The organism is Streptomyces sp. NPDC091376, from assembly GCF_044757085.1.
In the GTDB taxonomy this organism is placed as follows: domain Bacteria; phylum Actinomycetota; class Actinomycetes; order Streptomycetales; family Streptomycetaceae; genus Streptomyces; species Streptomyces pratisoli.
In genome coordinates this window covers 57,803-84,388 of record NZ_JBIVUF010000026.1, presented here as the reverse complement: position 1 = coordinate 84,388, position 26,586 = coordinate 57,803, and the positions used below count along the sequence as shown (strand labels likewise).

The window sequence follows — 26,586 nt, the reverse complement described above, 5'->3', positions numbered from 1 at the left end:
GCCCCCGGGGTTTTGGGGCGGGGGGGTTGCGGGGGGGGGGGGGGGGGGTCGGGGGGGGGGGGGGGGGGGCCCCCGCGGGGGGGGGGGGGGGGGGGGGGGGGGGGGGGCCCCCCCCCCCCCCCGGTGACAGCTGCCATGCACCCCGCTCGGGTGCACGGCCGCCGGTCGAGGGCCGTCCCCCTCGACCGGACTACCGGGGGTTGTCAGGCCTGCGCGGTGATCCGCGCGAGGCGCTGGGCCTCGTCCCGCGTGGAGCGGGCGATGGCGTCCTCGTCGACGTTGAGCAGCCGGCTGTTCTCGACGACCGGCTCGCCGTTGACGAGGGAGAGGGTGACCGGGGCCGCCGCGCCGAGGACGAGGGCGGTCACCGGGTCGGCGATGGAGGCGTGGGCCAGCGTGTCCAGCTTCCAGAGCACCAGGTCGGCGAGCTTGCCCGGCTCCAGCGAGCCGATCTGCGAGGCGCGGCCGAGGACCTGCGCTCCACCGTAGGTGCCGAGGCGCAGGGCCTGACGCGCATTCAGCGCGGCCTCGCGGTGCGCGGGGTTGAGGCGGTTGATGAGCAGGGCGTTGCGCAGCTCGGTGTGCAGCTCGCCGGACTCGTTGGAAGCGGTGCCGTCGACGCCGAGGCCGACCGGGACGCCGGCCGCCAGCATGTCGGGGACGCGGGCGATGCCCGCGGCGAGGCGGGCGTTGGAGGACGGGCAGTGCGCGACACCGGTCTTCGTGCGGGCGAAGGCCTCGATGTCGGAGTCGTTCATGTGGACGCAGTGCGCCATCCACACGTCCTCGCCGAGCCAGCCGGTCGACTCGAAGTAGTCGGTCGGGCCCATGCCGAACAGCTCGTGGCAGAACTTCTCCTCCTCCACGGTCTCGCTGCCGTGGGTGTGGAGACGTACGCCCTTGCGCCGGGCCAGTTCCGCGCCCTGCTTGAGCAGTTCGGTGGAGACCGAGAACGGTGAGCAGGGGGCGACCGCGATCTGCGTCATCGAGTCGAAGGAGGCGTCGTGGTACCGGTCGACGGTCTCCTCGGTGGCGGCCAGGGCGCCTTCGAGGGTCTCGACGGCGAAGTCCGGCGGCAGTCCGCCGTCCTTCTCGCTGCGGTCCATCGATCCACGGGCCAGGGTGAAGCGGACACCGAGCTCTGAGGCGGCCCGGATGATGGAGCCGGAGAGATCGCCGGAGTTCCTCGGGAAGACGTAGTGGTGGTCCATCGCGGTGGTGACCCCGCCGCGCGCCATCATCGCGAGGGAGCCCTGCGCGGCGGCGTACGTCATCTGCTCGTCGATGCGCGCCCAGGTCGGGTAGAGGGCGACGAGCCAGTTGAAGAGGTTGTGGTCGGTGGCCAGCCCGCGGGTGATCCACTGGTAGAAGTGGTGGTGCGTGTTGACCAGGCCCGGGGTGGCGAGGTGGCCGGTGCCGTCGACGCGGCGGACCACGTTCTCCAGGTTCTCGGGTGCCTTGCCTGCGCCGATCGACTCGATCCGGTTGCCGGCGACGACGATGTGGCCCGAGACGTACTCGGTGTCGTCGGCGTCCACGGTCGCGATCGCACAGTTCTCGATGACGATGCGCGGGGCTGCTGCCGGTGCTGCCATGGCGGTGCGTCCTTTGTCTCTCAGTGGCGGTGAGGGCACGGCAGGACCCTGGGAGATTTGAGTGCCACAGCGGCGTGACTGTGGGTGCCGAAAGGATGGAAGGACAGATCGGAGAACAGATACAGGGCCGGGTGGGCGCTCTGGAGGAGGGACACGCGGGAGGACCGGTCGAGCAGGACCGCCGCGGCTGCTCCCGCACGGCGTGCGCGCCTCCGCGCGGGTGTCCTCGAACGTGTCCGCGCGGCGGGTGTCCGCGAACGCATCCACGCGGGTGTCCGTGAACGTGTCCGTGCGGGTGTCAAGGAAACCACCTGGTCCCTCCGGTCCGGTGCGGACCCGCCCGGTCGGGGCGGGCGGGGCCGTACCGGTCCCGTGTCAGAGGTTGGTCGTTTCGACCGGGATGCGCGGCTCGACGCCGTCCCGCAGGATCGTGGCCTCGATCAGGCCGTACGGGCGGTCGGCGGCGAAGTAGACCTCGTTGTCGTTCTTGAGGCCGAACGGCTCCAGGTCGACGAGGAAGTGGTGCTTGTTCGGCAGGGAGAAGCGGACCTCGTCGATCTCCGCGCGGTTGTTGATGATGCGTGAGCCCATCTGGTACAGCGTCTGCTGCAGCGACAGGGAGTACGTCTCGGCGAAGGCCTGGAGCATGTGCTTCCTGACCTGCTCGTAGGACTTCTCCCAGTTCGGCATCTTCTGCTCGTCGTCGGTCCAGTTGAACCGCCAGCGGCCGGAGACCTGGGTGGCCAGGATGCGGTCGTACGCCTCCTGCAACGTCGTGTACTTGTCCTTGACGTAGCCCCAGAACTCGGAGTTCGTCGAGTTCATGACGATCAGGTCCTTGAGCCCGGAGACGACCTCCCAGGACTCGCCGTCGTAGGTGATCTGGGTGACCCGGGTCTCCTGGCCCTTGCGGACGAAGGAGTGCTTGACCTCGTCGGCGCCGATGAACCTGGAGTTGGCGTCGGAGGTCGCGATGCGCTCCCAGGCGTACTCCTCGATGCGGATGCGCGCCTGGTGGATCGGCTCCTGGGAGGTCACGAAGTGACGGGCGAGGTGGATGCCGAACTGCTCGGCGGACTCGATGCCGTACTCCTTGGCGAACGCGTACACCGTGTTCTTGGTGGTGTCGGTCGGCAGGACGTTGGCGTTCGAGCCGGAGTAGTGGACATCGTCCATGTCCCCGGAGAGCGCGACGGAGACGTTGAGGTCCTTGATGTGGTGGGTGTCGCCGTCCCGCGTGATCCTGACGACGCGGTTCTCTGCTTTGCCGTACTGGTTCTGGCCGAGAATCGTGGGCATGTCTGCTAGCTCCCTCGGTAAACGGAGTAGCCGAACGGGTTGAGCAGCAGCGGTACGTGGTAGTGCTCGCCCGGTACGACGGCGAAGGTGATCGCCACCTCGGGGAAGAACACTCCGGCCGCACCGCTGTCCCGATTCGCGGGGGCGTCCTGCTGCGCATCGGCTTGCTTTTTCGCGAAGTACGCCTCGGTCTCGAAGTCGAGCCGTACGTGGGTCGTGCCCTCCGGCAGCGCCGGCAGGTCCTTGCAGCGCCCGTCCGCGTCGGTCGCGGATCCACCCAGCGCCACCCACTCCGCGCCGGATCCCTCGCGGGCCGACAGGGAGATGGCGACGCCCTCGGCGGGGCGGCCGATGCTGGTGTCCAGGATGTGCGTGGACACCGACGCTGTGGTCTCGGTGCTCATCGGTTCTCTTCCTCCACGAGGCGGGCCAGCCGGATGCGGTTGATCTTGCCCAGCTCGGTGCGGACGATCTCCCGCTCCTGCTCCGGCGAGTTGTCGATCCGCTCACGGACGGCGTCCCTCATCTGCTCACCGGTGCGGCCGGTGGCGCAGATCAGGAACACATGGCCGAACCTGTCCTGGTAGGCCAGGTTGAGTTCGAGCATCTCGGCCTTGAGTTCCACGGTGGCACCGGCCATCCCGCTCTGCTCCCGGGAGGAGGTCGGGTCGCCGGGCCTGGGACGGCCGATGGGCGGGTGCCCGGCCATCGCTTCGGCCAGATCGTCCGCGGTCAGCTCGGCCATGGCGGCGTCACTGGCGGCGAAGAGGGCTTCCGCGGTGGCGTACGGGCGCTGGGCGAGCAGCTTGCTCCCCCATGCCGAGCTCGCGCACACCTCGTGCAGCACGGCCTGGGCCTCACTGTCCGCCGAGGTGTTGAACCGGGCGAGGCCCGGTACGGAAGTCGAGGACACGGGAGCCTCCGTGGCTGTTCTGCGAGGTACGTCTGACGGGCTGCGGACAGCTAACGCCTTCCCCCGACATGACGTCAACACTTTGTTGAAAGTTCGTTGACGGAAAAGCCGCCGTCCCGACATGTGGACGGCGGCCACGTACGAGGGTGACGCGAGGGGTGATCAGCTACTCACCGCGGGCCGCGTTCTCCCGGTTGAGGTAGTTGTACACGGTGAACCGGCTGACCCCGAGTGCGCTCGCCACGGTCTCCACGCCGTGCCGCACGGAGAAGGCACCGCGCGCCTCCAATGTCCGTACGACCGACTGCTTCACCTTGCGGTCCAGGGCGGACAGCGGCATGCCGTAGCGCCGCTCCATGGCCGCCAGGATGTGGTCCAGGGAGTCGGAGAGCTGCGGCAGCCGCACGGCGAGCACCTCCACGCCCTCCCAGGTGAGGACGACGTCGTCGGCCTGCGCCTGGTCCGGGCGGAGGACCTCCGCGCCCATCGCGTCCACCAGCGGCTTCACCGCCGCGACCAGGGGGTGGTCTCCCGGCTCGGTCACTTCTCGCCCTCCCCGGTCGCGGCGCCCTGCTCGCCGGTCACAGAGCCCTGCTCGCCGGTCGCGGCGTCCCGCTCCTCGGTTACGGCGTTGCGCCCCTCGGTCGCGGCGTTGCGCTCCCCGATCGCGGCGCCCTGCTCGCCGACCACGTTGACCTGCAGCGATACCCGGGTGGCGCCGGCGCCCAGGGCCTGGCGCAGCAGCGAGTCGACCGCGGTGAGCACGGCGTCCGCCTTCCCCTCCGCCGTGTTGCCGAAGGGCCCCACGTCGACCGCGTCGAGATCGGCGGCCTGGATGACCTCACGGGCGACCAGCGCATGGGCCGGAGCCTCGTCGAGGTCGAAGGGTTCTGTCGTGAACTCCACGCGCAATCGCAGCATGCCCCCACGTTAAGCCCGGACGTCCGGCCGTCTGCCGGAGGCCCGGAAATCCGCGAGGACCCGGCGATGACGCGGTGACGACCCGGCGGCGCACCGGCGGGCGTACCCGTGGGGACTCCGTACGGGAGAGGCACCCGTCGACGGGGCCGGCGCCCGACCGGAATGCGGGCCCGGTCTTGACAGCCCTCCCCCACCCCAGGCAATCTTCCGTTAAGCAGAAACAAACTTCCGCAATACGGAAGGAGCGCCACTTCCCATGGCCCGCTTCTCAGACGGCGCAGTCCCGGACCAGCGCTTCGATGTGAACCTGTCGATCCTCTTCACGGAACTCCCGCTCCTGGAGCGCCCCGCGGCCGCCGCGGCGGCGGGCTTCACGGCGGTCGAGCTGTGGTGGCCCTGGATCGAGACCCCGACGCCCGACCAGAGCGAGCTGGACGCCCTGAGGAAGGCGCTGGTGAACGCCGGCACCCAGCTGGTGGGTCTGAACTTCTACGCCGGGCGACTGCCCGGACCGGACCGCGGTGCGCTCTCCGTACCCGGCGAGGAGTCGGACCGCTTCCGCGCCAACATCGACGTTGCGGCGGACTTCGCCGCCTCGGTCGGCTGCAAGGCGCTCAACGCGCTGTACGGCAACCGCGTCGACGGCGTCGACCCGGCCGTCCAGGACGAACTCGCCCTGGAGAACCTGGTCACGGCGGCCCGCGCCGCCGACCGGGTCGGAGCGATCCTGCTGATCGAGACCCTGAACGAGCCGGAGTCGCCGCTCTACCCGCTGGTGAGCGCGCCCGCCGCGATCGAGGTCGTGGACAGGGTCAACGAGGCGACCGGTCTCGGCAACGCCAAGTTCCTGCTCGACATCTACCACCTGTCCATGAACGGCGAGGACGTCAGCCAGGTCATCGAGGCCTACGCGGACCGGACCGGCCACGTACAGATCGCCGACAACCCGGGCCGGGGCGCCCCCGGCACCGGTTCGCTGCCGCTGGAGCAGCTCCTCGGCGAGCTGACGAAGGCCGGCTACGACGGCTGGATCGGCCTGGAGTACAAGCCCGGCGACCGCCCGAGCGCCGAGTCCTTCGACTGGCTCCCGGCCGGGGCGCGCTGACGCCCGTGGGACCCGTCGCCGCCTGACGCCCACGGGGCCCGACGCCCCCTCAACTTCGTACAACCGCTGAGAGGTACCCCCAATGAGCTCCCTCGCAGACTCCTCCCGCGCCGCCCTTCCCAGGATCGCCTGGATCGGCCTCGGCATCATGGGCTCCCCCATGTCCGAGAACCTGCTGAAGGCCGGCTACTCCGTCACCGGCTTCACGCTGGAGCAGGACAAGCTGGACCGGCTGGCCGCGGCCGGCGGCAGCGCCGCGGGCTCGATCGCCGAAGCCGTCGCGGACGCCGACGTCGTCATCACGATGGTGCCCGCCTCCCCGCAGGTCGAGGCCATCGCGTACGGCCCCGACGGCATCCTGGAGAACGCCAGGCCGGGCGCGCTGCTGATCGACATGTCCTCGATCACTCCGCAGACCTCGGTCGACCTGGCGAAGAACGCGGCGGACAAGGGCGTCCGCGTCCTGGACGCCCCGGTGTCCGGCGGCGAGGCGGGTGCCGTCGAGGCGGTGCTGTCGATCATGGTCGGCGGCGAGCAGGAGGTCTTCGACGAGGCCCTGCCGATCCTGGAGGCCCTCGGCAGGACGATCGTCCTGTGCGGTCCGCACGGCTCCGGCCAGACGGTGAAGGCCGCCAACCAGCTGATCGTCGCCGTCAACATCCAGGCGTGCGCCGAGGCGGTCGTCTTCCTGGAGAAGTCCGGCGTGAACCTCAAGGCCGCGCTCGACGTCCTCAACGGCGGCCTGGCGGGCTCCACCGTGCTGACCCGCAAGAAGGACAACTTCCTGAACCGGGACTTCAAGCCGGGCTTCCGGATCGACCTGCACCACAAGGACATGGGCATCGTCACCGACGCCGCCCGCAACGTGGGTGCGTCCCTTCCGGTCGGCGCCGTCGTCGCCCAGCTGGTCGCCTCCCTGCGCGCGCAGGGCGACGGCGGCCTGGACCACTCTGCCCTGCTGCGCGCCGTCGAGCGCCTCTCGGGCGAGCCGGTGGCCTGAGCCCGGCCGGCTCCGCCCGCACCCAGGGCCTGAGGGCCCTCCCCCGACATCCGGGCCGTGGCTGCGCTGACACCTGTCCTGTCGCGCCCAAGTGCAACCGCGGCCCGGATTCACACCCTTCGTTTCAACAAACTGTTGACGTTTTCACGGAGGCGAATTTACGCTCCGCTCCTGACGCTTCAGCAGCTCCCGCACGGAAGGCCGACCCTCCCACCCATGACGCAGCGCGTGCTTACGACCGAGTCCGGCGCTCCGGTCGCCGACAACCAGAACTCCGCCACCGCCGGCGTCGGTGGCCCGCTCCTCCTCCAGGACCAGCATCTGCTGGAGAAGCTCGCCCGCTTCAACCGTGAGCGCATCCCGGAGCGCGTCGTCCACGCACGCGGCTCCGGCGCCTACGGCTACTTCGAGGTGACCGACGACGTCACCGGGTTCACCCGGGCCGGCTTCCTCTCCGAGGTCGGCAAGCGGACCCAGACGTTCCTTCGCTTCTCGACCGTCGCCGACTCGCTCGGCGGCGCGGACGCGGTCCGTGACCCGCGCGGCTTCGCGCTGAAGTTCTACACCGAGGAGGGCAACTACGACCTCGTCGGCAACAACACCCCGGTGTTCTTCATCAAGGACCCGGTCAAGTTCCCCGACTTCATCCACTCCCAGAAGCGCGACCCGTTCACGGGCAAGCAGGAGCCGGACAACGTCTGGGACTTCTGGGCCCACGCTCCCGAGGCCACGCACCAGATCACCTGGCTGATGGGCGACCGCGGCATCCCCGCCTCGTACCGCCACATGAACGGCTACGGCTCCCACACCTACCAGTGGACCAACGCCGCCGGTGAGGCCTTCTTCGTCAAGTACCACTTCAAGACCAACCAGGGCATCCGCTGCCTGTCGTCCGAGCAGGCCGCCGAGGTCGTGGGCACGGACGCCAACAGTCACCAGACCGACCTGCTGCAGGCCATCGAGCGCGGGGTCAACCCGTCCTGGACGCTGTACGTCCAGATCATGCCGGCGGCCGAGGCGGCGGACTACCGCTTCAACCCGTTCGACCTCACCAAGGTGTGGCCGCACAGCGACTACCCGCTGCAGCGCGTCGGGCGGCTCGTCCTCGACCGCAACCCGGACAACGTCTTCGCCGAGGTCGAGCAGGCGGCGTTCTCCCCGAACAACTTCGTGCCGGGCATCGGCCCTTCGCCGGACAAGATGCTCCAGGGCCGCCTCTTCGCGTACGCGGACGCCCACCGCTACCGTCTCGGCGTCAACCACACCCAGCTGCCGGTGAACTCCCCCAAGGCCGTTCCCGGCGGAGCCGACAACTACGGCCGCGACGGCTTCATGGCCACCCGCAACGGCTCGCGCACCGACAAGAACTACGAGCCCAACTCGTACTCCGGTCCCGCGCAGACGGACGCCGCCCTGTCCGCCCCGCTGGCCGTCCACGGCCACACGGGCACGCACGCCGCCCCGCAGCACACGAAGGACGACGACTTCTTCCAGGCCGGTGAGCTGTACCGCCTGATGTCGGCGGACGAGAAGTCCCGTCTGGTCGCGAACATCGCCGGTGGCCTCTCGCAGGTCTCCCGCGACGACGTGATCGAGAAGAACCTCGCCCACTTCCACGCCGCCGACCCGGACTACGGCAAGCGCGTCGAAGAGGCGGTCCGCGCCCTGCGCGAGGACTGAGCGCGCACGGAGCGAGGGGTTCGATCTCCCGACCGCGTACGGGAGCCGACTGGGAGGTCTGGCTTCCGTACGCCGTCCGAACCGCCGGCCCGGATGAGGGGTGGCCGACGGCGAGGACAGCGCGAGGACCGCGGCGGCGTGCGAGCCAGTGCGGTGGTACGGGCCGTCCGGCGCCCTTCCTGACCTGAAGGAAGGGCCGGCCGGACGCCCATCGTCCCGCCGCGGTCCCAGCGGCCCTCCCCCGGACCCCCGAGGGCCCCACCCCACAGACTCCGCCCGGCGGCGCGAACGTCCTGTCGCGCCAGCCTCGCACCGTCGGGCGGCAACAACCCCGGACGCCTCAATGCCAGGGCGCACGGCGCGGTTTACGGTCCCGCACCGCGTTCCCGAGCGATCGGCCCGCGACCTCCGCACAGAGGTCCCGGGCCGGTCGTGTGCCTGGGCTCGGGAACGTCGCGGAGCATGGCGCCGGCGTCCCTTCAGCCCTTGGTGGTCACGGGTGCTCCGGGAGGCCGGGTCAGTCCGTAACGACCTTCGGCCAGCCCCGGGCGACCGTTCGCTTCGCCTTCTCCAGTTGCGCGTCCGTGGGGAACTGCGGTGTCCCCTCGACCGTCGGCAGCTTCGCGGCGGCGGCCTCGTCGAGGGTGCCGTCCTGCGCCATCACGTCCATCAGCACCGGGCGGGCGTAGCCGACGAGGCGGAGGTTCTGGCCCTCGACGCTGAAGAGGTACTCCTGCCACAGCCGGGCGGCGGCCGGGTGCGGGGCGTCCTTGTTGACGGCGAGTGCGTAGTACTGGGCGAAGCTGCCGTCGAGGGGGATGGAGACCTGCCAGTCCACGCCTCGGCCGCGGAACCGTTCGGCGTAGTCGAGGTTGACGTAGTCCCAGTCGATACTGATGGGCGTCCTCCCGCTCTCGACCGCGGCGGAGGTGGACTCGACGGGGTTGAAATTGCCCCGTTTCCTGAGTTCGGCGAAGAAGTCGAGCCCGGGATCGATGTCGTCGAACGACCCGCCGTTCGCCAGGGCGGCCGCGTACACGCCGGAGAAGGCGGTACTGGACCGGGTGGGGTCGCCGTCGAGCGAGACCTGCCCCTTGTACTGGGGCTTCAGCAGATCGGCGAAGGTCCGGGGGCAGGGATCGACGCGGTTGGCGTCGCAGCCGATGGAGATGTAGCCCCCGTAGTTGTTGGTCCAGCGGCCGTGGACGTCCTTCTGGTTGACCGGGACGGCGTCGTACGCGGCGACCCTGTACGGCGCGAGCAGGTTCTGGCGGGCAGCCGACCGCGCGAAGGTGTCGCCGACGTCGATCACGTCGGGCGCGGCCGGCCCTCGCCCGTGCTTCTTGATGGCGTCGATCTCGTCCTGGCTGGACCCCTGCGGGTTGTCGACCGTGACCTCGATCCCGTACTTCTTCTCGAAGCCGTCGATCAGACCGCCGTAGTTGGCCCAGTCGCGCGGGAGCGCGATCGCGTTGAGGGAGCCCTCGCCCTTCGCCGCGGCGATCAGCGCCTTCATGCCGCCCGCCTCCTCGGCGGAGGTGGCCACCCGTGGCTCCCTGGGCTCGGCGTGCGGGCTCTCGCCACAGGCACCCAGGAGCACAAGAGCGAGACAGCAGCCGGCGACGGCCACTGCTCGGACACGGGGTGCGGTCACATGGGCTCCAGGACGCGGTGTGGTGCCTCCTTGGTGCACTGGGGCGATGAACCGGTCATCAGCGCCAGCGTACTCGGACGAACCGGGGCACACCGGGGCCCTCATGGCGCCGTGTCGTCCCACAGGTCGACCAGGGCGTCGCCGAGACCCTCCACCGACGGGGTGGCGCCGCCGTGGAGGGACAGTTCGGCCCAGATGATCTTTCCGGTGGGGGTGTAGCGAGTCCCCCACCGCTCGGCGAACTGGGCGACCAGGAAGAGTCCCCGGCCGCCCTCGTCGGTGAGGGTGGCGCGCCGCAGGCGGGGGGAGGTACTGCTGCCGTCGGAGACCTCGCAGATCAGGGTGCGGTCGTGGAGCAGCCGCACCCTGACGGGGTCGCTGCCGTAACGGATGGCGTTGGTGATCAGCTCGCTGAGGACGAGTTCGGCGGAGAAGCCGATGTGCCCCAGGCCCCACTCCTCCAGCCGGCGGACACAGGCCGTGCGGACCGGGGCCAGCGCCGCCGGGTCCCGGGGCACGTCCCATTCGGCGACCCGGCCGGGGTCGAGCCGGCGGGTGCGGGCAACCAGCAGCGCGATGTCGTCCCTGGGCCGGTCGGACATCATGGCCTCGATGACCGCGGCGCACGTGGCGTCCGGAGTGCGGTCGGGGCCGGAAAGCGCGTCACGCAGCGCCGCCAGACCGACGTCCAGGTCGTGCTCGCGGTCCTCGATCAGCCCGTCGGTGTAGAGCACCAGCCGGGACCCCTCGGGCACGGTCAGCTCGGCGCTCTCGGTGGGCAGACCGGCCCCCAGGCCCAGTGGCGGGGAGATGGGCAGCGAGGGGAAGTCGACGCTCCCGCCGGGCTGCACCACCGCCGGTCCCGGATGGCCCGCGGTGGCGACGGCCAGCTGCCCGGAGACGGGATCGTAGACGGCGTACAGGCAGGTGGCCCCGCTGATCCCCTGCCCGTCGCCGGCCGCGGGGTCCTCGTCGCTGTCGAGCTGGGCCACCAGCTCGTCCAGACGGCCCAGCAGCTCCTCCGGAGGCATGTCCAGGACGGAGAAGTTGTGGACGGCCGTGCGCAGCCGGCCCATGGTGGCCGCCGCGTGCAGACCGTGGCCGACGACGTCGCCGACCACGAGCGCGACCCGGGCGCCGGACAGCGGGATGACGTCGAACCAGTCGCCTCCCACTCCGGCCCGGGCGGGCAGGTAGCGGTGGGCCACCTCCAGGGCCGTCTGCTCGGGTACGCGCCGGGGCAGCAGACTGCGCTGCAGCGTGACGGCCATGGTGTGCTCACGCGTGTAGCGGCGGGCGTTGTCGATGCACACGGCCGCCCGGGCGGCCAGCTCCTCGGCGAAGGACAGGTCCTCCTCCTCGAACGGCGGGGAGCCGTTCGCCCGCCAGTAGTGCGCCGTTCCGAGCACCACGCCCCGGGCCCGCAGCGGAACCACGATCAGGGAGTGGATGCCGAGGTCGAGGACCTGCCGGGCGCGGCCGGGGTCCTGGGCCCGCCAGCCCTCGGAGGCGTCGAGGTCCCGTACCAGGACCGCGCGGCCCCCTGCCGCGCCCGCGCCCAGGGGATGGGAGCGGACGAACCGGATCAGCTCCCCGGCCGGGTGGAGCGGATGGTCTCCCTCCAGGCCGACGACGGTGGTCCTGCGCATCTCGGTGCTCGCGCCTGACGGCTCCTCGCCGCGCAGGACCGGGTCCTGGAGCTCGACGGTGGCGATGTCGGCGAAGCGGGGCACCACGACCTCCGCGAGTTCCTCGGTGGTGCGTGTGACGTCCAGGGTGGTGCCGATGCGCATCCCGGCGTCGTAGAGCAGCCGGAGCTGCTCGCGGGCCGTCTCGGCCCTGCCTGCGAGAGCCTGCAGTTCGGTGGTGTCCCGCAGCGTGACCACTCGGCTCGCCGGCCCGTGGGCGGCGGTGAACCGCTTGTTGACCGCGAGGAGCCGGTCGCCGGCCAGGTGCACCTCGTCGGTGGCCGGGCGCTCCGACGTGAGCAGCCCGGCGAGGTCTCCTTCCAGTCCCAGCTCGTCGGCGTGGTGGTGCTCCGCATCCGCCGGCAGGCTCAGCAGCCGGCGGGCCTCGTCGTTGGCCAGCAGCAGTCGGCCGTCGCCCCCGATGATCAGCACCCCTTCACGCACCGCGTGCAGGACCGCATCGTGGTGTTCGTACATCCGTGTCATCTCGGCAGGCCCGAGGCCGTGGGTCTGCCGCCGCAGCCGGCGGCTCACCAGCGCCGACCCGGCGCCGGCGAGGGCGAGCGAGCCCACCGCGACCCCGAAGAGGACGGGCAGCTGCCGGTTGACCCTGTTCTGGATGTTGCCCACCGTGACGGGGACGGCGACGACGGCGGCGACCGAGCCGTCCGGGGCTTTGACCGGCACCGCCGAGACCACGGACAGCCCGAGGGACCCCTGGAAGGTCCTGGTGAAGGACTTGCCCTCGGCAGCCTCGGCGTAGGGGCCGATGACGTGTTTCCCGATCTGGTCGGGGTCGCTGTGGGTGAGGGTGATCCCGTCGGGCCGGTACACGATGATGGCGTCGACGCCCGCCGCCTCACGGACCTGCTCGGCGCTCGCCTGCAGCATCGCCGTGGGATCGGGGCTGTCCAGCGCCGTGAGGATGCCCGGGGAGCTGGCGAAGGTCTGTGCCGCGGTGAGCGTCCGGTTCTGGGCGTCCGCCATGCTGTCGCGGCGGGCCTGCACGACGAGTGCCACCAGCCCGGCGGCGACGACCAGGACCACGACCACCAGCTGCAGGAGGAACACCTGGCCCGCGAGGCTGCGCATTCTCAGTGGGGACCGCAGGCTCCGCGACAGCCGCGCGCCGCCCCCTCGGGGCGGCCGGTCGTGCTGCTGGACCTGCTGATCCTGCTGGTCCCGCTGATCCTGCTGGACCTGCTGGACCTGCTGATCCTCGAGGACCTGCTGGTCCTGACGGCCGTGGCCCGGGCGGTGCAGCCGGCCGGGCAGAATCCTCCTGGTTGAATTCAGCAACTTACGTCTGATTCGAACCAAAGCTCCGCGCATACGTCATTTGTATCGTTTGCGGGTTCCGGTCCCCGGGCGATCGGGCGGGACGCAGCCCGCGGCCCGCGACCGAAGGGCGGTCCGCCCCCACGGTGGACCGCCCCGGCCGGCCGCGGGCGGCGCGTCAGACCTTGAGCGCCTTGATGGCGGTGGGCGCGTGGCCCGGCTCGGTGGCGATCTCCTCGAACTCGGTGACGTCGCTGATGTCCGCGGTGCGGCTCATCGAGATGTTGGTGATGCGCTCCAGGATCGCCTCGACGACGACCGGCACCCGGTGCTCGGCGGCGAGCTTCTTGGCCTGCTCGAAGGCGGCGCCCAGCTCGCTCGGGTCGGTGACGCGGATGGCCTTGCAGCCCAGCCCCTCGGCGACCTTGACGTGGTCGACGCCGTAGACGCCCAGCTCCGGGGAGTTGATGTTCTCGAACTCCAGGTTGACCTGGAAGTTGATGTCCAGTCCGAGCTGCGCCTGGCGGATCAGGCCCAGGTAGGAGTTGTTCACGAGGACGTGGACGTACGGGATCCGGTGCTGCGCGCCGACCGCCAGCTCCTCGATCATGAACTGGAAGTCGTAGTCGCCGGAGAGCGCCACGACCGGGGACTCCGGGTCGGCGGTGGCGACGCCGAGGGCTGCCGGGATGGTCCAGCCGAGCGGGCCCGCCTGGCCGCAGTTGATCCAGTGGCGGGGCCGGTAGACGTGGAGCATCTGCGCGCCGGCGATCTGGGAGAGGCCGATGGTCGTGACGTAACGCGTCTCCGGGCCGAAGGCCTTGTTCATCTCCTCGTAGACGCGCTGCGGCTTGATCGGGATGTCGTCGAAGTGCGTGCGGCGCTGCAGCGTGGCCTTGCGTTCCTGCGTGGAGGCGACCCAGCCGGAGCGGTCGGGGAGTTTCCCGGCCGCCTTCAGCTCCTTGGCGACCTCGACGAAGAGCTCCAGCGCGGCCTTGGCGTCGGAGGCGATGCCGTAGTCGGGGGCGAAGATCTTGCCGATCTGGGTGGGCTCGATGTCGACGTGGACGAAGGTGCGGCCGCGGGTGTAGACGTCGAGCTTGTAGCCCGTGTGGCGGTTGGCCCAGCGGTTGCCGATGCCGAGGACGAAGTCGGACTCCAGGAAGTTCGCGTTGCCGTAGCGGTGCGAGGTCTGCAGGCCGACCATGCCGGCGTTCAGCTCGTGGTCGTCCGGGATGGTGCCCCAGCCCATCAGGGTCGGGATGACCGGAGTGCCGGTGATCTCGGCGAACTCGACGAGCAGGTCGGAGGCGTCGGCGTTGATGATGCCGCCGCCTGCGACGATCAGCGGGCGCTCGGACGCCAGCAGGTACGAGATCGCCTTCTCGATCTGGGCGCGGGTCGCGGCGGGCTTGTAGACCGGCAGCGGCTCGTACGTCTCCGGGTCGAACTCGATCTCGGTGAGCTGGACGTCGATGGGCAGGTCGATGAGGACCGGACCGGGACGGCCGGAGCGCATCAGGTGGAAGGCCTGCTGGAAGACGCCCGGAACCTGCGCCGCCTCCAGGACCGTCGTCGCGGCCTTCGTCACCGGCTTGGCGATCGAGGCGATGTCGACAGCCTGGAAGTCCTCCTTGTGGATCACATGGGTCGGCGCCTGGCCGGTGATGCACAGGATCGGAATCGAGTCACCGATGGCGGAGTACAGCCCGGTGATCATGTCGGTGCCGGCGGGGCCGGACGTACCGATGCAGACACCGATGTTGCCCGGGTTGGTCCGGGTGTAGCCCTCGGCCATGTGCGAGGCACCCTCGACATGGCGGGCGAGGGTGTGGTCGATGCCGCCGCCTTCCTTGAGGGCCTTGTAGAAGGGGTTGATCGCCGCGCCCGGCACACCGAATGCGTGGCTGACACCTTCGCGCTTGAGGATCTCAACTGCCGCTCGGGCGGCGGTCATACGAGGCATGAGTGCTCCTGCTCCGGCCTGGCGGATCGGGCTCTGTCGCGCCACCTGAGAGCGTCGATTCCGTGCTGGTCCCTACACCCTCCGCATCTTCTTCCATGATGCGGAAGTTTGTTTCTACTATTCGGAAGCAATCTAGGCCGAGCCATGGGTGACGTCAAGGGAAGACGGGGCAGAGACGGGCCGGCGATGGCCGAAGTCCCTCCCCAAGGCCTCGCGGTTGGTGGACGATGGACCATGAGGCGCGTCCGAGGGCGCCGGAGGGGGACGGACATGGGAGATCACGTACCGGTGCGCTGCCCGGTCTGCCGTCGTACGCACACGTTCGCGTCACCCGTCTATCCCTGCGCGTGCGGGGCGCCGCTCGCCCCGCCCCTGCTGCGAGGCGCTCCCGCCGAACCGATACGGCACCGCACCTGGACGGACGACTGGGTCACCGTGCGCTGCCAGGCGTGCGGGCGTCAGGACCAGTGGCCGCAGCCGGAGCTGGGCTGTCCGTGCGGGACGGTGCTGCGCATCCCGGTGCGACCGGTGACGGCGGCGCCGACGTCGTCGGCGGGTGCGACCGCGGCGCAGCGGGCGGCGGCGGCCGCGGCGGGCGCCGGCGGCCCCGTTGCGGACGGGACTGCCGCCCAGCCGTCCGTCTCTCCCGGCACCCCGGAGTCCCCGGGGGCCCCGGGGACCATCGGCTCGTCCGCGTCGGGCCGCCCCACGCTCATCCCCCCGCCTCGCACCGCCTCCGCGCCCCGCCCCACCTTCCACCCGGTGACGATCCGGACGGCACGCGACGCGGTGACCGCCGCGGCGCTCTACCTTCGCTGGCTCGGATTCCAGGAGGTCGTCCAGCCCGAGGAGAGGCCCGCCTCCGGGATCGATCTGCGCGCGCCCGGCCTGGTCGCGCAGGTCGACCCCACCACCCGGCCGACGGGCCTGCGCGCCGTCGAATGCCTCTGGCTGAACGGCTTGAGCGCGTCCGCCGTCAGCGTCTTCTTCTCCCTCGCGGGCTACGCGGCGGACGCCCGGGCCCGCGCGGACGACCTCGGCGTCCCGCTCTTCGTCATGGACCTCACCGGCACCCCCCAGCCGGTCAACGCCCCGGCGGACGAGCTGCTGTCCACCGGCGCGTAGGGCTTGCGCACACAAGCTGCGCCAAGGGCACGCGAAAGCGCCGTGGCCGACAGGAAGTTCCTGTCGGCCACGGCGCTGAGCTACGGGCGTGCCCCGTTCACCGGAACACCCGCGCGACCTACGTCAGCCCGGGCGTACGGCTTCGTCAGGCAGCGGCGGCGAACTTGGGGTTCGTGCCGTACTTGTTCTCGGCCGACTTGCCCTCGCTGGCGAGGAAGACCAGCAGGATGATAGCGCCCACGAGCGGGATGAAGGCGATGAGGAACCACCAGCCGGAGCGGTCGGTGTCGTGCAGGCGGCGGATCATCACGCCCAGGCTCGGCAGGAAGACCGCCAGGACGTAGATGCCGTAGATCACAGGAGCGGTGCCGAGGGCGAGGTCGAGTGCGTAGAGCACGACCGCTGCGATGAAGTTGAAGAGAACGAACATCCAGTATTCCTTGCGGCGCGCACGGCCGCTGAACACCGCATACTTCTTCAGAACATCCAGGTAATAGTTCATTGCGTCCCCCCAAAGGATCGCGGGCAGGGCCGGTCCTCATGGAGCGGCCACCGGCCGAAGGTACTCGGCCGGTGGCTGAAAATAGAGCCTTTGATGTGCGCTGGTCAAAACGTTATCCAGCGCCCCCGAATCGTCGCCGGAGGTCCACCTTCCGCACCTTGCCGCTCACCGTCATCGGATAGGCGTCCAGGATCTCCAGCCGCCTGGGGATCTTGTAGTGCGCGAGCTGTTCCCGGCAGAAGGCGGTGAGCTCCTCCAGGGTCGGCGGGTCGGCAGGATCGCGCGCGATGACACAAGCCAGGATCTCCTCGCCGTACCTCTCGTCGGGGACCCCGACGACCTGGACGTCGGCGACCTTGGGATGGCCGTACAGGAACTCCTCGATCTCGCGCGGATACACGTTCTCCCCGCCTCGGATGATCATGTCCTTGATACGGCCGACGATCTGGACATAGCCGTCCTCGCGGATGACGGCGAGGTCGCCCGTGTGCATCCAGCGGCCGGCGTCGATCGCCTCGGCGGTCTTCTCCGGCTCGTTCCAGTACCCGAGCATCACGCTGTAGCCGCGGGTGCAGAGCTCGCCCGATGCGCCGCGTGGCAGGGTCACCCCGCTGACCGGGTCGACGACCTTGACCTCGACATGCGGCAGGACCCGGCCGACGGTGCCGGTGCGGCGCTCCAGGTCGTCGTCGCGGCGGGTCTGGGTGGAGACCGGGGAGGTCTCCGTCATGCCGTAACAGATCGACACCTCCGCCATGTTCATCTCGGAGACGACCCGCTTCATCACCTCCACCGGGCAGGGCGAGCCCGCCATGATCCCGGTGCGCAGCGAACTCAGATCGTACGCCGCGAAGTCCGGCAGGTTCAGCTCGGCGATGAACATCGTCGGCACGCCGTAGAGCGAGGTGCAGCGCTCCTGCTGCACCGCCCGCAGGGTCGCGGCCGGGTCGAAGGACGGAGCCGGGATGACGATGCAGGCGCCGTGCGAGGTGGCACCGAGGTTTCCCATGACCATGCCGAAGCAGTGGTAGAAGGGCACGGGCAGACAGACCCGGTCCTGCTCGGTGTAGCCGATCATCTCCCCGACGAAGTAACCGTTGTTGAGGATGTTGTGGTGGGAGAGGGTGGCGCCCTTCGGGAACCCGGTGGTGCCGGAGGTGTACTGGATGTTGACGGGGTCGTCGCACGACAACTGCCCCTCGCGGGCGGCGAGTTCAGCCGTGAGTGCGTCCGCGCCCGTGAACCCGGCAGGGGATTGGGCGGGGGACTCGGCAGGCGACTGGGTGGGGGACTCGGCAGGGGACTCGGCGGACGAGAGCAGCTCGTCCCAGCTGTCGTCGCCGATGTAGTGCACCGACCGCAGCGCGGGGCAGTTGCCGCGCACCTCGTCGACGATCGCCCGATGGTCGCTCGTCCGGTGGGCACGCGAGGCGACGAGCAGCGTGATCCCGGCCTGGTTCAGGACGTATTCCACCTCGTGGGCGCGGTACGCCGGGTTGATGTTCACCATGATCGCGCCGATGCGTGCCGTCGCGTACTGCACGAGCACCCACTCCGGGCAGTTCACCGCCCAGATGCCGACACGGTCGCCCTTGGCGACGCCGCGCGCGAGCAGCGCCCGGGCCAGCCGGTCGACGTCCGCGCCGAACTCCGCGTACGTCCAGCGGCGCCCGGAGGGGACGTCGACGAGCGCCTCCCGCTGCGGATGTGCCCCGATCACGCGGTCGAGACTGCGGCCGATCGTGTCGCCGAGCAGCGGGACCTCTCCCGTGCCGTGCGTGTAGGACAGGGGCAGGGTCATCGCAGGTCCCCCTCGTCGTACTCGGCCGTGGAGCCCTGTGCCGTGCGCTCACGGAGCTCGATCCTGCGGATCTTCCCGGACACGGTCTTCGGCAGCTCGGCGAACTCCAGCCGGCGCACGCGCTTGTACGGCGCGAGGACGGCCCGTGAGTGCGCGAAGATCTGCCGCGCGGTGTCGGCGGTCGGCTCCCAGCCGTCCGCGAGCACCACATACGCCTTGGGTACGGCGAGGCGCACCGGGTCGGGTGCGGGGACGACCGCGGCCTCGGCGACAGCGTCGTGCTCGAGCAGAGCGCTCTCCAGCTCGAACGGCGAGATCTTGTAGTCGGACGCCTTGAAGACGTCGTCGGCGCGGCCGACGTAGGTGATGTAGCCGTCGGCGTCGCGCGCGCCGATGTCGCCGGTGCGGTAGTAGCCGTCGGCCATCGCCTCGGCCGTACGCTGCGGGTCGCCGTGGTAGCCGGTCATGAGCCCCACTGGGCCTGCCGAGAGATCCAGCGCGATCTCCCCCTCGTCGGCGCCCGGCTTTCCGCTGACGGGGTCGAGGAGTTCGACACGGAAGCCGGGGCTGGGCCGGCCCATGGAGCCCGCCTTCAGCAGCTGGCCCGGGCTGTTGGAGACCTGGACGGCCGTCTCGGTCTGTCCGAAGCCGTCGCGGATGGTCACGCCCCAGGCGCGCCGCACGGATTCGATGACCTCGGGGTTGAGCGGCTCACCGGCGGCGACGACCTCACGGGGCGGTGTGCGCAGCTGGGTCAGGTCCGCCTGGATCAGCATCCGCCACACGGTCGGCGGGGCGCAGAAGCTGGTGACGCCGGCGCGGTCCATCTGTGCCATCAGCCGGCCCGCGTCGAAGCGCGTGTAGTTGTGGATGAAGACGGTCGCCTCGGCGTTCCAGGGAGCGAAGAGATTGGACCAGGCGTGCTTGGCCCAGCCGGGCGAGGAGATGTTGAGGTGCACGTCGCCCGGCTTCAGTCCGATCCAGTACATGGTGGCCAGATGGCCGACCGGATAGGACACATGCGTGTGCTCGACGAGTTTGGGCCGGGCGGTGGTGCCGGAGGTGAAATAGAGCATCAGGGGGTCGTCGGCGCGGGTCGGGCCGTCGGGCTCGAAGGCCTCGGGTGCCGCGTAGGCGTGCTCGTACGGGAGCCAGCCCGTGACGCCTCCGCCGCCCACCACGATCCGGGTGTAGTCGCCCGGCACCTCGTCGAACTTGGCGGTGTCGTCGGTCCGTACGATCACCTGGCGGACCCGGCCCCGCTCGATGCGGTCCCGCAGATCGAGCGGGCCGAGCAGCGGGGTCGCGGGGATGACGACGGCCCTGAGCTTCATCGCGGCGAGGGCCGTCTCCCACAACTCGGCCTGGTTGCCGAGCATCACGAGGATGCGGTCGCCGGCGCGGACGCCCTGCTGCCGGAGCCAGTTCGCGGCACGGTTCGAGCGGGAGCTCAGCTCGGCGAAGCTGAGCAGGGTCGTGTCGCCGTCCTTCTCGACGATGTGCAGCGCGGGCCGGTCGTTGCCTTCGGCGATCGCGTCGAACCAGTCCAGCGCCCAGTTGAAGCGGTCGAAGCGCGGCCAGGCGAAGCCCTCGTACGCCGTCGGGTAGTCCTCCCGGTGCCGCAGCAGGAAGTCCCGGGCGGCCCTGAACCTCGCCGTGGCCCCGAAACCTTCCGCGGCACCGAACTCCTCCTCGGCTCGCACCCCTTCCGCGCCGCGGCGCCTCTGCGCTTCCCGGAACCCTTCCGCGTCTCGGAACCCTTCCGACTCGCCGACTGACGTCATGTGTCCTCCTCGTTGCGGGACCGCTCATCAACATCGTGTAATCGGTGACGCAGGTCTCACTACCCCCGTACGGGGGTGCTGTGCCCCCCGTACAGGGGTGGCGTGCTGCGGGGAGGGCCGAATCGGATGACCTCAGCGACCTCGGGTGCCTCGGTGATGGGGGCGGAAGCGGTAGTGGAGGCGGTGGAGGTACGGGCCGCGCTGCTGCGGCTGCGCCGCGCCACCGGCCTGCAGATCGCCTTCGGCGGTCTGCTGCGCGAGCCCCGCCGGATGCGTATCGCCGAGCTCAACGGCGCGGCGACGGGCGCGCTGCGCGGCCTCGCGATCCGGTCCGGAAACGGTCTCGGCGGCAGGGCGATCGCGCTGTCGCGGCCGTGCGCGGTGACGGACTACCGCACGGCGCGCCACATCAGCCACGAGTACGACGCGGCGGTGGCGGCGGAAGGGCTGCGGTCGGTGCTCGCGGTGCCCGTCGTCGTACGCCGGAAGGTGCGGGGCGTGCTGTACGGGGCGCTGCGGCAGCCGCTGACACTGGGCGACCGCACCCTCGACGCGGCGGTGGCGGCCGCGCGCGACGTGGAGCAGAGCCTGGTCGTACGGGACGAGGTCGAGCGGCTGGTCGCGGCGGAGCGGGCGCCGGCTCCCGACGACCCTGCGCGGGCGGACGAGGAGGCGCGCGCACAAGTCCGGGCGGAAGTGCGCGAGGAGGTGCGCGAGATCCATTCCGAACTCCGCGCGCTCGCCCCGCGGATCGTGGACGCCGGGCTCCGCGCCGACTTGCTGTCCATGTGCGACAGGCTCACCGCCGCGGCCGCGCCCGGTGCCGCTGTCCGCGATGCGGGCATCGCCCTGGCGCCGCGCGAGCTGGATGTGCTTGCCTGCGTGGCGACGGGTTCCACCAACGCGGCCGCGGCCGCCCGGCTGGGCCTGCGCCCGGAGACGGTCAAGAGCTATCTCCGGGCGGCCATGCGCAAGCTGGGCGCCCACACACGCCTGGAGGCGGTGGCGGCCGCGAGACGGGCGGGGCTGCTGGCCTGAGCGCCGGGACGCGGCGAGGCGAGTGCGGGGGCGAGTGCGGGGCCGGACGGCGCACCGAGCGGGCCGACTGCGACGCCGGCGTGGCCCACGGCGCCGACTGGTCCCGATCTCGATCGGGCTGGTCACGGACACCCTGTGGGGGCTCGGTGCGGCGTCGGCTCGCAGCTGGTTCGCCCGCTCGGAGCGGCGGCTCTCACTCGTCGGCGGCGCGGGCGGGTTCGCCATGATCGGTCTCGGGGTCACGGTCGCGGCCACCGGCCGCGCGGACTGACGCGCCCGCACCCCGTCGCGGGCGTTCGGCGCCGTCACCGTCAGGAGCGCGTCAAAGGACGGCCCGTACGGATCAGCGCCGCGTCATGAAACCGCGGTCCCACTTCGCCGGGGCGGGGCACCGGGGCAACGCTTCCAGGTGCCGGTACACACGTGCGGCAGCTGATCCTTTCGCCCGGAGGGCACCATGGACAATCTCGTCATCGACGAAGCGGACCCCGACGAACCCCGCCCGGCGGGGCCGCTGTTCGTACCAGTTCGGCTCGGCTCTGCCGGGGGACACCAGCTGCGCTTCATGCGCACACCGCTCGGCGTACGCACTGCCGTCGGTTTCACCAGTGAACGGCGTCTGACCGCCGTCCTGGGCAGTACACAGACGTGGATCAGGCTCGCGGAGCCCGCGCTGCGGGCCCTCTCGGAGCCTCTCGGTGTGACCACGGTGACCGTGGACCCGCAGCTCACCGCTCCGGCGCCGGCCGCCCCTCGCCCCACGCCCGCGGAGCCGTCGTGCTCGCGCCGCCCCGCCTGGGACCCGGAGGCCGTCGGTGTGCTCCGGGTGACCGGTGCGGCGGCCGCCATGTACACGGCCGTCGCCGCGATCCACGGGATCCTCAGCTGATGGCCGGCTCGTCGACGCACGCCGTGTCCGTACCGGCCGCGCCCGTCTCCCTGCCGCCGCCCACGACATCACCGGCCGCGACGCCGGCCCCGGCCCCGGCCCCGGCCCCGGACGCGGGTACGGACTCGGGTCCCGCCTCGGCTCCGCACTCGGGTTCGGACTCGGGTTCGGACTCGGGTTCGGACTCGGGTACGCCACTGACGACGACCGCGGTACCGACCGCGACGCCGTCCGTGTGGCCCGCGTCCGCCGCACCGGCCCCCGGAGGCGACATCACGATCGCCGGAGTCTCGCTGGCCGGGCTCGCGGAGCGGTACGGGACGCCGACGTACGTACTCGACGAGGACGAGGTACGCGTCAGGGCGCGGGCCTGGCGCCGGGCGCTGCCGGACGCCGAGATCGTCTACGCCGGCAAGGCGTTCCTGTGCCGGGCCGTCGTCGACTGGATCGAGGAGGAGGGGCTCGGGCTCGACGTCTGCTCGGCGGGCGAGCTGGAGTTGGCCGCGACCCGTGGATTCCCCGCGGACCGGATCGTGCTGCACGGCAACGCCAAGTCGCCGGAGGACCTGCGTTCGGCGCTGCGGATCGGCGTCGGCCGCATCGTCATCGACTCGGACTGCGAGATCGCCCGTATCGCCGCGCAGGTCCAGGGCCCGGGGGCGCAGCAGGTGATGGTGCGGGTGCTGCCCGGGATCGAGGCGGGCGGGCACAAGAAGATCCGGACGGGCGCGGAGGGCCAGAAGTTCGGCCTCTCGATCGCCGCGGGTGACGCGGAGGACACCGTGTCCCGGATCCTCGGCCAGCCCAGCCTCGAACTGGTCGGCCTGCACTGCCACCTGGGGTCGCAGATCACCACGCCCGAGCCGTACGCCCAGGCCGTGCGGCGCCTGGTCGCGTTCCTGGCCCGCATCCGCGACCGCTACGGGATCACCCTGCGCGAGCTGGACCTGGGCGGTGGCTTCGCGGTGCCGTATCTGCCGGACGACCCGGCCCCGTCGCCTGCCTGGTTCGGGCGTCGTATCAGCGACGAGCTGCTGCGCGCCTGCGACGAGTTCGACTTCCCGATGCCGCGGCTCACGGTCGAGCCGGGCCGCTCGATCATGGCACCGGCGGGTGTGGCCCTGTACCGGGTCCTGTCGGTGAAGCGGTCGGACGGTCAGGTCTTCGTCGCGGTGGACGGCGGCATGAGCGACAACCCGCGGCCCGCGCTGTACGGGGCGCGGTACGCGATCCGTATGGTCGGCCGCGTCCCGTCCGGCCCGATGCGCGCGACGACGGTGGTCGGGCGGCACTGCGAGGCGGGTGACGTACTCGCGGAGTCGGTGGAGCTGCCCGGGGACGTACGGCCGGGCGATGTGCTGGCGGTGCCGGTGTCGGGGGCGTACCACGTGTCGATGGCGTCCGGCTACAACACCACCGGCAGACCGCCGGTGGTGGCCGTGGCCGGGGTGGGCCGGTCACGGCTGCTGGTGCGGCGCGAGAGCATCGACGATCTGCTGCGGCGGGACGTGGGCCTCTGAAGGACGTGGCACCGCGGCACGTACCACCGAGGTACGTGCCACCGAGGTACGTGCCACCGCCGGCACGTACCACCGCGGCAGGTGCCGCCCGCGCCCGCGGGCACGGGCGTCAGTCCGTGAACTCCGCGAAACGCACCTCACGTGCCGTGGCCGAGGTCATCGTGGCGAGCAGTCGCTCGCCCTCCTCGGCCACGGCGGTGCGCTGTGCCCGTGTGAGCGTGCCGAAGCTCTGCACGGTGATGGTCGCGCCGGTGCCTTGTGCGGCGGTCCCGGACGTCTCCAGCCTCCACACACCGGCGAGCAGTCCGTCGACGAGGAATACGCAACGGGCCTGGTTGCCCTTCCAGGTCCGCTGTTTGAACTCGTGCGGGACGAGGCGGGAGCGGTCGGCGTGGGACAGCAGGAGATTGTCGAACTCGGGCAGGAAGCGCGGTGGTGCGGGAGTCTCCGGGTCGGGACGGGGTGCGTCAGGAAGGTCGAACAGTTCCGTCCCGCTCTCGTCCCGGAACGTGAGCAGCTCGGGCCGCAGCCGCTCGAAGGCGTCCCGCAGCCGGGTCAGCCCTGACCAGGCCTGCATGTCCTTCACCGAGGCGGGCCCGAAGGCGGCGAGATAGCGCCGTACGATCGCGTCCGGCCGGGGAGCGGGTTCGACGGGCCGGCCGAACCACTGCTCGGCGGTGGTGAGCGTGACCTGGCCGCTTCTGCCCCACAGACCGCGCGGGGTGATCTGCACCAGCGGCAGCAGACAGCGCACGGCGGTGGTGAGGGCGAGCGGATCGGCGTCGGGCCAGTGCGCGAGCAGGGCGTCGCGGAGTTCCCCGACCGGCCGGGGGCGCTCCTCGACGAGTTCCCGGCCGATCGCCGTGAGCCGGTCGAGGTCGACGCCGTCCAGCCGCTTCAGGAACATCCTCAGTTCCCGGTCGGGGCCGCCCGCCTGCGCGAACGGGCGCAGGGTCAGGCAGTCGCGCGCCGTGTGGGTGTGGATGGTGGAACGCATGGTGACCAGGCGGGCCACCTCCCTCGACTCCATCAGCTCGGAGAGTTCCTGCGGACGGAAGGCGTGCAGACGGGCCGCGAGGGCGTAGTACGGCGGCTTGACGTTCTGCGCCTGGAGCCCGACGAGGTGGTCCACCGCCGCCGCGGCGGTCATCCGGTGCTCCGGATCCCGGCGCAGCAGCAGCTGACGGTCCAGGGTGGCGCGGCCGAGGGCCCTGAGGCCGAGCACGGGAGGTGTCTTCGAGGCCATGACCGGCACGCTACCCGCCGTTGCGGACAACCCTTGTCCGCAACGGTCCGCGACGGATCCCCGGGCCACTGATGCCGGTGCGCTCTGGGTCCGCGACGCCAGGTGTGCCCGGGTCCGCGACGCCAGGCGCACCCGGTCCACGGTGCCGATGCTCCGGGTGGGCGACCCTCATGTGCGCCCGCCCAGGTTCATGACGTCGGGCACCCGGTCCACGCTGCCGGTGCAAGTGAGCGCGTATATCCTGCTCCGTGGCCGCTCAGTGACTGCTCCGTGGCTGCTCCGTGGCTGCTCATGGCCGTTCATGACCGTTCAGAAGGCATGTGCACCGCGTGTACGCAGACACGCGGACTGCACCTCGCGCGGGAGGTGACCCAGGATGTCCGACCGACGAGCCCGTTCCGCCGCGGTCCCGAAGAGACACGCCTGGCGCCGCCGGGTGTCCCCCGACCCGGTCCCGCCCGTACCGCCCGAGCCCCCGCCCGCGCCGTCCCCGCCCCCTCCTGTGCAGAAGGACCAGGGCAGCATCGTCCAGGCCGCGCTGTACCGCGACGGCCACCGCGTCTCCTCGCCCGCGTCGCTTGCGGAGACCTTCCGGCAGCTGCGCGAGGATCCCGCCGGCATGGCCTGGATCGGTCTGCACCGGCCGACCGAGGCCGAACTGCTGTCACTGGCCGCGGAGTTCGATCTGCACGAGCTGGCCGTCGAGGACGCGCTGGAGGCCCATCAGCGCCCCAAGCTGGAGCGCTACGGCGAGACGCTCTTCGTCGTCCTGCGCGCCGCCCGCTACCTCGACGCCCAGGAGGAGGTCGACTTCGGCGAGTTGCACATCTTCCTCGGCCGCGACTTCCTGATCACGGTCCGCCACGGCGCGGCTCCGGACCTCTCGGCGGTCCGCCGCCGCATGGAGTCCACCCCCGAACTCCTCGCCCTCGGCCCGGAGGCGGTGCTCTACGCCGTCCTCGACGCGGTCGTGGACGGGTACGCGCCGGTCGTCGCGGGCGTGCAGAACGACATCGACGAGATCGAGACCGAGGTCTTCGGCGGCGACCCGGCGGTGTCCCGCCGTATCTACGAACTCTCCCGCGAGATGGTGGAGTTCCAGCGCGCCACGCGCCCGCTGGTCGGCATGCTCCACGCCCTGATGGCCGGCTTCGCCAAATACGGCACGGACGAGGAACTCCAGCGCTACCTCCGCGACGTCGCCGACCACGTCACCCACACCAGCGAACGCGTCGACGGCTTCCGCCAGGCCCTCGCGGACATCCTGACGGTCAACGCGACGCTGGTGACCCAGCAACAGAACGCGGAGATGCGGGCGCTGGCGGAGGCGGGTTTCGAACAGAACGAGGAGATCAAGAAGATCTCCGCGTGGGCGGCCATCCTCTTTGCACCCACCCTGGTGGGAACGATCTACGGCATGAACTTCACAGCCATGCCGGAACTGCACTGGGCGTTCGGCTACCCGTTCGCGGTCGCCCTGATGGGGATCGTCTGCGTGAGCCTGTACTTCATCTTCAAGCACCGCGACTGGCTGTAACGACAGGCAAGCGGGCCGCTGCCCAGCCGTAGCGTCGCAGAAGGA

The 26,586-nt window shown here is 71.0% G+C and carries 21 protein-coding genes and 2 pseudogenes; 10 read left to right on the top strand and 13 right to left on the bottom strand.

Annotation, left to right across the window (positions count from 1 at the left end; genetic code table 11):
• Positions 1 to 203: 203 nt before the first annotated feature.
• From ACIQMR_RS34735 to ACIQMR_RS34710, 6 genes and pseudogenes are all read right to left on the bottom strand, one after another.
• A complete protein-coding gene (locus tag ACIQMR_RS34735) occupies positions 204 to 1,595 on the bottom strand; it encodes an 8-oxoguanine deaminase (RefSeq protein ID WP_401396094.1) in 1,392 nt (463 codons plus the stop codon).
• Between the two features lie 375 nt (positions 1,596 to 1,970).
• Complete coding sequence (pucL, locus tag ACIQMR_RS34730) at positions 1,971 to 2,894, bottom strand: factor-independent urate hydroxylase (RefSeq protein ID WP_401396091.1); 924 nt, start codon at positions 2,892 to 2,894, stop codon at positions 1,971 to 1,973.
• A 5-nt stretch (positions 2,895 to 2,899) separates the two neighbouring features.
• On the bottom strand, positions 2,900 to 3,298 hold the full coding sequence (uraH, locus tag ACIQMR_RS34725) for a hydroxyisourate hydrolase (RefSeq protein ID WP_358667525.1): 399 nt from the start codon (positions 3,296 to 3,298) through the stop codon (positions 2,900 to 2,902).
• Entirely contained in the window at positions 3,295 to 3,807 is a 513-nt protein-coding gene (gene uraD / locus ACIQMR_RS34720) for a 2-oxo-4-hydroxy-4-carboxy-5-ureidoimidazoline decarboxylase (RefSeq protein WP_266387092.1), read from the bottom strand. Before uraD ends, uraH begins: the two co-directional genes overlap by 4 nt.
• Before the next feature lie 166 nt (positions 3,808 to 3,973).
• Positions 3,974 to 4,294 carry a helix-turn-helix domain-containing protein gene (locus tag ACIQMR_RS34715; RefSeq protein ID WP_358667719.1) on the bottom strand — a complete coding sequence of 107 codons (321 nt, stop codon included), beginning with the start codon at positions 4,292 to 4,294 and terminating at the stop codon, positions 3,974 to 3,976.
• Between the two features lie 191 nt (positions 4,295 to 4,485).
• Positions 4,486 to 4,725, bottom strand: a pseudogene (locus tag ACIQMR_RS34710) (hypothetical protein); the annotation flags it as partial.
• A 259-nt stretch (positions 4,726 to 4,984) separates the two neighbouring features.
• On the opposite strand from ACIQMR_RS34710, the gene ACIQMR_RS34705 reads away from it, so the two are divergent.
• From ACIQMR_RS34705 to ACIQMR_RS34695, 3 genes are all read left to right on the top strand, one after another.
• Complete coding sequence (locus ACIQMR_RS34705; RefSeq protein WP_401396086.1) at positions 4,985 to 5,833, top strand: TIM barrel protein; 849 nt, start codon at positions 4,985 to 4,987, stop codon at positions 5,831 to 5,833.
• 82 nt (positions 5,834 to 5,915) lie between these two features.
• The gene (locus ACIQMR_RS34700) at positions 5,916 to 6,833 is read left to right on the top strand and encodes a 2-hydroxy-3-oxopropionate reductase (protein WP_401396083.1); all 918 of its coding nucleotides are present in this window, start codon (positions 5,916 to 5,918) and stop codon (positions 6,831 to 6,833) included.
• A gap of 216 nt (positions 6,834 to 7,049) precedes the next feature.
• Entirely contained in the window at positions 7,050 to 8,513 is a 1,464-nt protein-coding gene (locus ACIQMR_RS34695) for a catalase (RefSeq protein ID WP_401396080.1), read from the top strand.
• A 517-nt stretch (positions 8,514 to 9,030) separates the two neighbouring features.
• On the opposite strand, the gene ACIQMR_RS34690 is transcribed toward ACIQMR_RS34695, so the two are convergent.
• Together ACIQMR_RS34690 and ACIQMR_RS34685 are read right to left on the bottom strand one after the other, a co-directional pair.
• Positions 9,031 to 10,059 carry an ABC transporter substrate-binding protein gene (locus ACIQMR_RS34690; RefSeq protein WP_401396077.1) on the bottom strand — a complete coding sequence of 343 codons (1,029 nt, stop codon included), beginning with the start codon at positions 10,057 to 10,059 and terminating at the stop codon, positions 9,031 to 9,033.
• A gap of 209 nt (positions 10,060 to 10,268) precedes the next feature.
• Positions 10,269 to 12,947 carry a SpoIIE family protein phosphatase gene (locus tag ACIQMR_RS34685; protein ID WP_401396074.1) on the bottom strand — a complete coding sequence of 893 codons (2,679 nt, stop codon included), beginning with the start codon at positions 12,945 to 12,947 and terminating at the stop codon, positions 10,269 to 10,271.
• Positions 12,948 to 13,007: 60 nt separating this feature from the next.
• Between ACIQMR_RS34685 and ACIQMR_RS34680 the strand changes: the two genes are divergently transcribed.
• Positions 13,008 to 13,145 carry a hypothetical protein gene (locus ACIQMR_RS34680; RefSeq protein WP_401396071.1) on the top strand — a complete coding sequence of 46 codons (138 nt, stop codon included), beginning with the start codon at positions 13,008 to 13,010 and terminating at the stop codon, positions 13,143 to 13,145.
• A gap of 166 nt (positions 13,146 to 13,311) precedes the next feature.
• Here the strand turns inward: ACIQMR_RS34680 and gcl are convergent, their stop codons facing one another.
• The gene (gene gcl / locus ACIQMR_RS34675; RefSeq protein ID WP_401396109.1) at positions 13,312 to 15,090 is read right to left on the bottom strand and encodes a glyoxylate carboligase; all 1,779 of its coding nucleotides are present in this window, start codon (positions 15,088 to 15,090) and stop codon (positions 13,312 to 13,314) included.
• Between the two features lie 279 nt (positions 15,091 to 15,369).
• Here gcl and ACIQMR_RS34670 point away from each other — a divergent pair, with 279 nt between their 5' ends.
• Complete coding sequence (locus tag ACIQMR_RS34670) at positions 15,370 to 16,224, top strand: hypothetical protein (RefSeq protein WP_401396068.1); 855 nt, start codon at positions 15,370 to 15,372, stop codon at positions 16,222 to 16,224.
• A gap of 145 nt (positions 16,225 to 16,369) precedes the next feature.
• Here ACIQMR_RS34670 and ACIQMR_RS34665 read toward each other — a convergent pair whose 3' ends face one another.
• The 3 genes from ACIQMR_RS34665 to ACIQMR_RS34655 all read right to left on the bottom strand — a co-directional run bounded on the left by ACIQMR_RS34665 (position 16,370) and on the right by ACIQMR_RS34655 (position 20,311).
• Positions 16,370 to 16,726, bottom strand: a complete 357-nt coding sequence (locus tag ACIQMR_RS34665; protein ID WP_401396065.1) for a DUF805 domain-containing protein — start codon at positions 16,724 to 16,726, stop codon at positions 16,370 to 16,372.
• A 112-nt stretch (positions 16,727 to 16,838) separates the two neighbouring features.
• Entirely contained in the window at positions 16,839 to 18,527 is a 1,689-nt protein-coding gene (locus ACIQMR_RS34660) for an AMP-binding protein (RefSeq protein WP_401396062.1), read from the bottom strand.
• Positions 18,524 to 20,311 (bottom strand): AMP-binding protein, encoded by a 1,788-nt coding sequence (locus ACIQMR_RS34655; RefSeq protein WP_401396059.1) that lies wholly within the window; start codon positions 20,309 to 20,311, stop codon positions 18,524 to 18,526. Before ACIQMR_RS34655 ends, ACIQMR_RS34660 begins: the two co-directional genes overlap by 4 nt.
• 126 nt (positions 20,312 to 20,437) lie before the next feature.
• On the opposite strand from ACIQMR_RS34655, the gene ACIQMR_RS34650 reads away from it, so the two are divergent.
• From ACIQMR_RS34650 to lysA, 4 genes and pseudogenes are all read left to right on the top strand, one after another.
• Positions 20,438 to 21,349: a LuxR C-terminal-related transcriptional regulator gene (locus ACIQMR_RS34650; RefSeq protein WP_401396057.1), complete on the top strand. Its 912-nt coding sequence runs from the start codon at positions 20,438 to 20,440 to the stop codon at positions 21,347 to 21,349.
• A gap of 97 nt (positions 21,350 to 21,446) precedes the next feature.
• Positions 21,447 to 21,620, top strand: a pseudogene (locus ACIQMR_RS34645) (LysE family translocator); the annotation flags it as partial.
• A 186-nt stretch (positions 21,621 to 21,806) separates the two neighbouring features.
• Positions 21,807 to 22,238 carry an SAV_915 family protein gene (locus ACIQMR_RS34640; RefSeq protein ID WP_401396054.1) on the top strand — a complete coding sequence of 144 codons (432 nt, stop codon included), beginning with the start codon at positions 21,807 to 21,809 and terminating at the stop codon, positions 22,236 to 22,238.
• Positions 22,238 to 23,758, top strand: coding sequence for a diaminopimelate decarboxylase (gene lysA, locus ACIQMR_RS34635; RefSeq protein WP_401396051.1), 1,521 nt, complete (start codon positions 22,238 to 22,240; stop codon positions 23,756 to 23,758). The genes ACIQMR_RS34640 and lysA overlap by 1 nt, the downstream gene beginning before the upstream one ends.
• Positions 23,759 to 23,867: 109 nt before the next feature.
• Here the strand turns inward: lysA and ACIQMR_RS34630 are convergent, their stop codons facing one another.
• On the bottom strand, positions 23,868 to 25,004 hold the full coding sequence (locus tag ACIQMR_RS34630) for a winged helix DNA-binding domain-containing protein (RefSeq protein ID WP_401396048.1): 1,137 nt from the start codon (positions 25,002 to 25,004) through the stop codon (positions 23,868 to 23,870).
• Between the two features lie 376 nt (positions 25,005 to 25,380).
• On the opposite strand from ACIQMR_RS34630, the gene ACIQMR_RS34625 reads away from it, so the two are divergent.
• Complete coding sequence (locus ACIQMR_RS34625; RefSeq protein WP_401396045.1) at positions 25,381 to 26,541, top strand: magnesium and cobalt transport protein CorA; 1,161 nt, start codon at positions 25,381 to 25,383, stop codon at positions 26,539 to 26,541.
• Positions 26,542 to 26,586 lie beyond the last annotated feature (45 nt).

Coding starts and splice junctions, on each gene's coding strand:
- ACIQMR_RS34735 (WP_401396094.1), bottom strand. CDS start 1,595: ATGGCAGCACCGGCAGCAGCCCCGCGCATCGTCATCGAGAACTGTGCG.
- pucL (WP_401396091.1), bottom strand. CDS start 2,894: ATGCCCACGATTCTCGGCCAGAACCAGTACGGCAAAGCAGAGAACCGC.
- uraH (WP_358667525.1), bottom strand. CDS start 3,298: ATGAGCACCGAGACCACAGCGTCGGTGTCCACGCACATCCTGGACACC.
- ACIQMR_RS34715 (WP_358667719.1), bottom strand. CDS start 4,294: ATGGGCGCGGAGGTCCTCCGCCCGGACCAGGCGCAGGCCGACGACGTC.
- ACIQMR_RS34705 (WP_401396086.1), top strand. CDS start 4,985: ATGGCCCGCTTCTCAGACGGCGCAGTCCCGGACCAGCGCTTCGATGTG.
- ACIQMR_RS34700 (WP_401396083.1), top strand. CDS start 5,916: ATGAGCTCCCTCGCAGACTCCTCCCGCGCCGCCCTTCCCAGGATCGCC.
- ACIQMR_RS34695 (WP_401396080.1), top strand. CDS start 7,050: ATGACGCAGCGCGTGCTTACGACCGAGTCCGGCGCTCCGGTCGCCGAC.
- ACIQMR_RS34685 (WP_401396074.1), bottom strand. CDS start 12,947: ATGCGCAGCCTCGCGGGCCAGGTGTTCCTCCTGCAGCTGGTGGTCGTG.
- gcl (WP_401396109.1), bottom strand. CDS start 15,090: ATGACCGCCGCCCGAGCGGCAGTTGAGATCCTCAAGCGCGAAGGTGTC.
- ACIQMR_RS34670 (WP_401396068.1), top strand. CDS start 15,370: ATGGGAGATCACGTACCGGTGCGCTGCCCGGTCTGCCGTCGTACGCAC.
- ACIQMR_RS34665 (WP_401396065.1), bottom strand. CDS start 16,726: ATGAACTATTACCTGGATGTTCTGAAGAAGTATGCGGTGTTCAGCGGC.
- ACIQMR_RS34660 (WP_401396062.1), bottom strand. CDS start 18,527: ATGACCCTGCCCCTGTCCTACACGCACGGCACGGGAGAGGTCCCGCTG.
- ACIQMR_RS34655 (WP_401396059.1), bottom strand. CDS start 20,311: ATGACGTCAGTCGGCGAGTCGGAAGGGTTCCGAGACGCGGAAGGGTTC.
- ACIQMR_RS34650 (WP_401396057.1), top strand. CDS start 20,438: ATGACCTCAGCGACCTCGGGTGCCTCGGTGATGGGGGCGGAAGCGGTA.
- ACIQMR_RS34640 (WP_401396054.1), top strand. CDS start 21,807: ATGGACAATCTCGTCATCGACGAAGCGGACCCCGACGAACCCCGCCCG.
- lysA (WP_401396051.1), top strand. CDS start 22,238: ATGGCCGGCTCGTCGACGCACGCCGTGTCCGTACCGGCCGCGCCCGTC.
- ACIQMR_RS34630 (WP_401396048.1), bottom strand. CDS start 25,004: ATGGCCTCGAAGACACCTCCCGTGCTCGGCCTCAGGGCCCTCGGCCGC.
- ACIQMR_RS34625 (WP_401396045.1), top strand. CDS start 25,381: ATGTCCGACCGACGAGCCCGTTCCGCCGCGGTCCCGAAGAGACACGCC.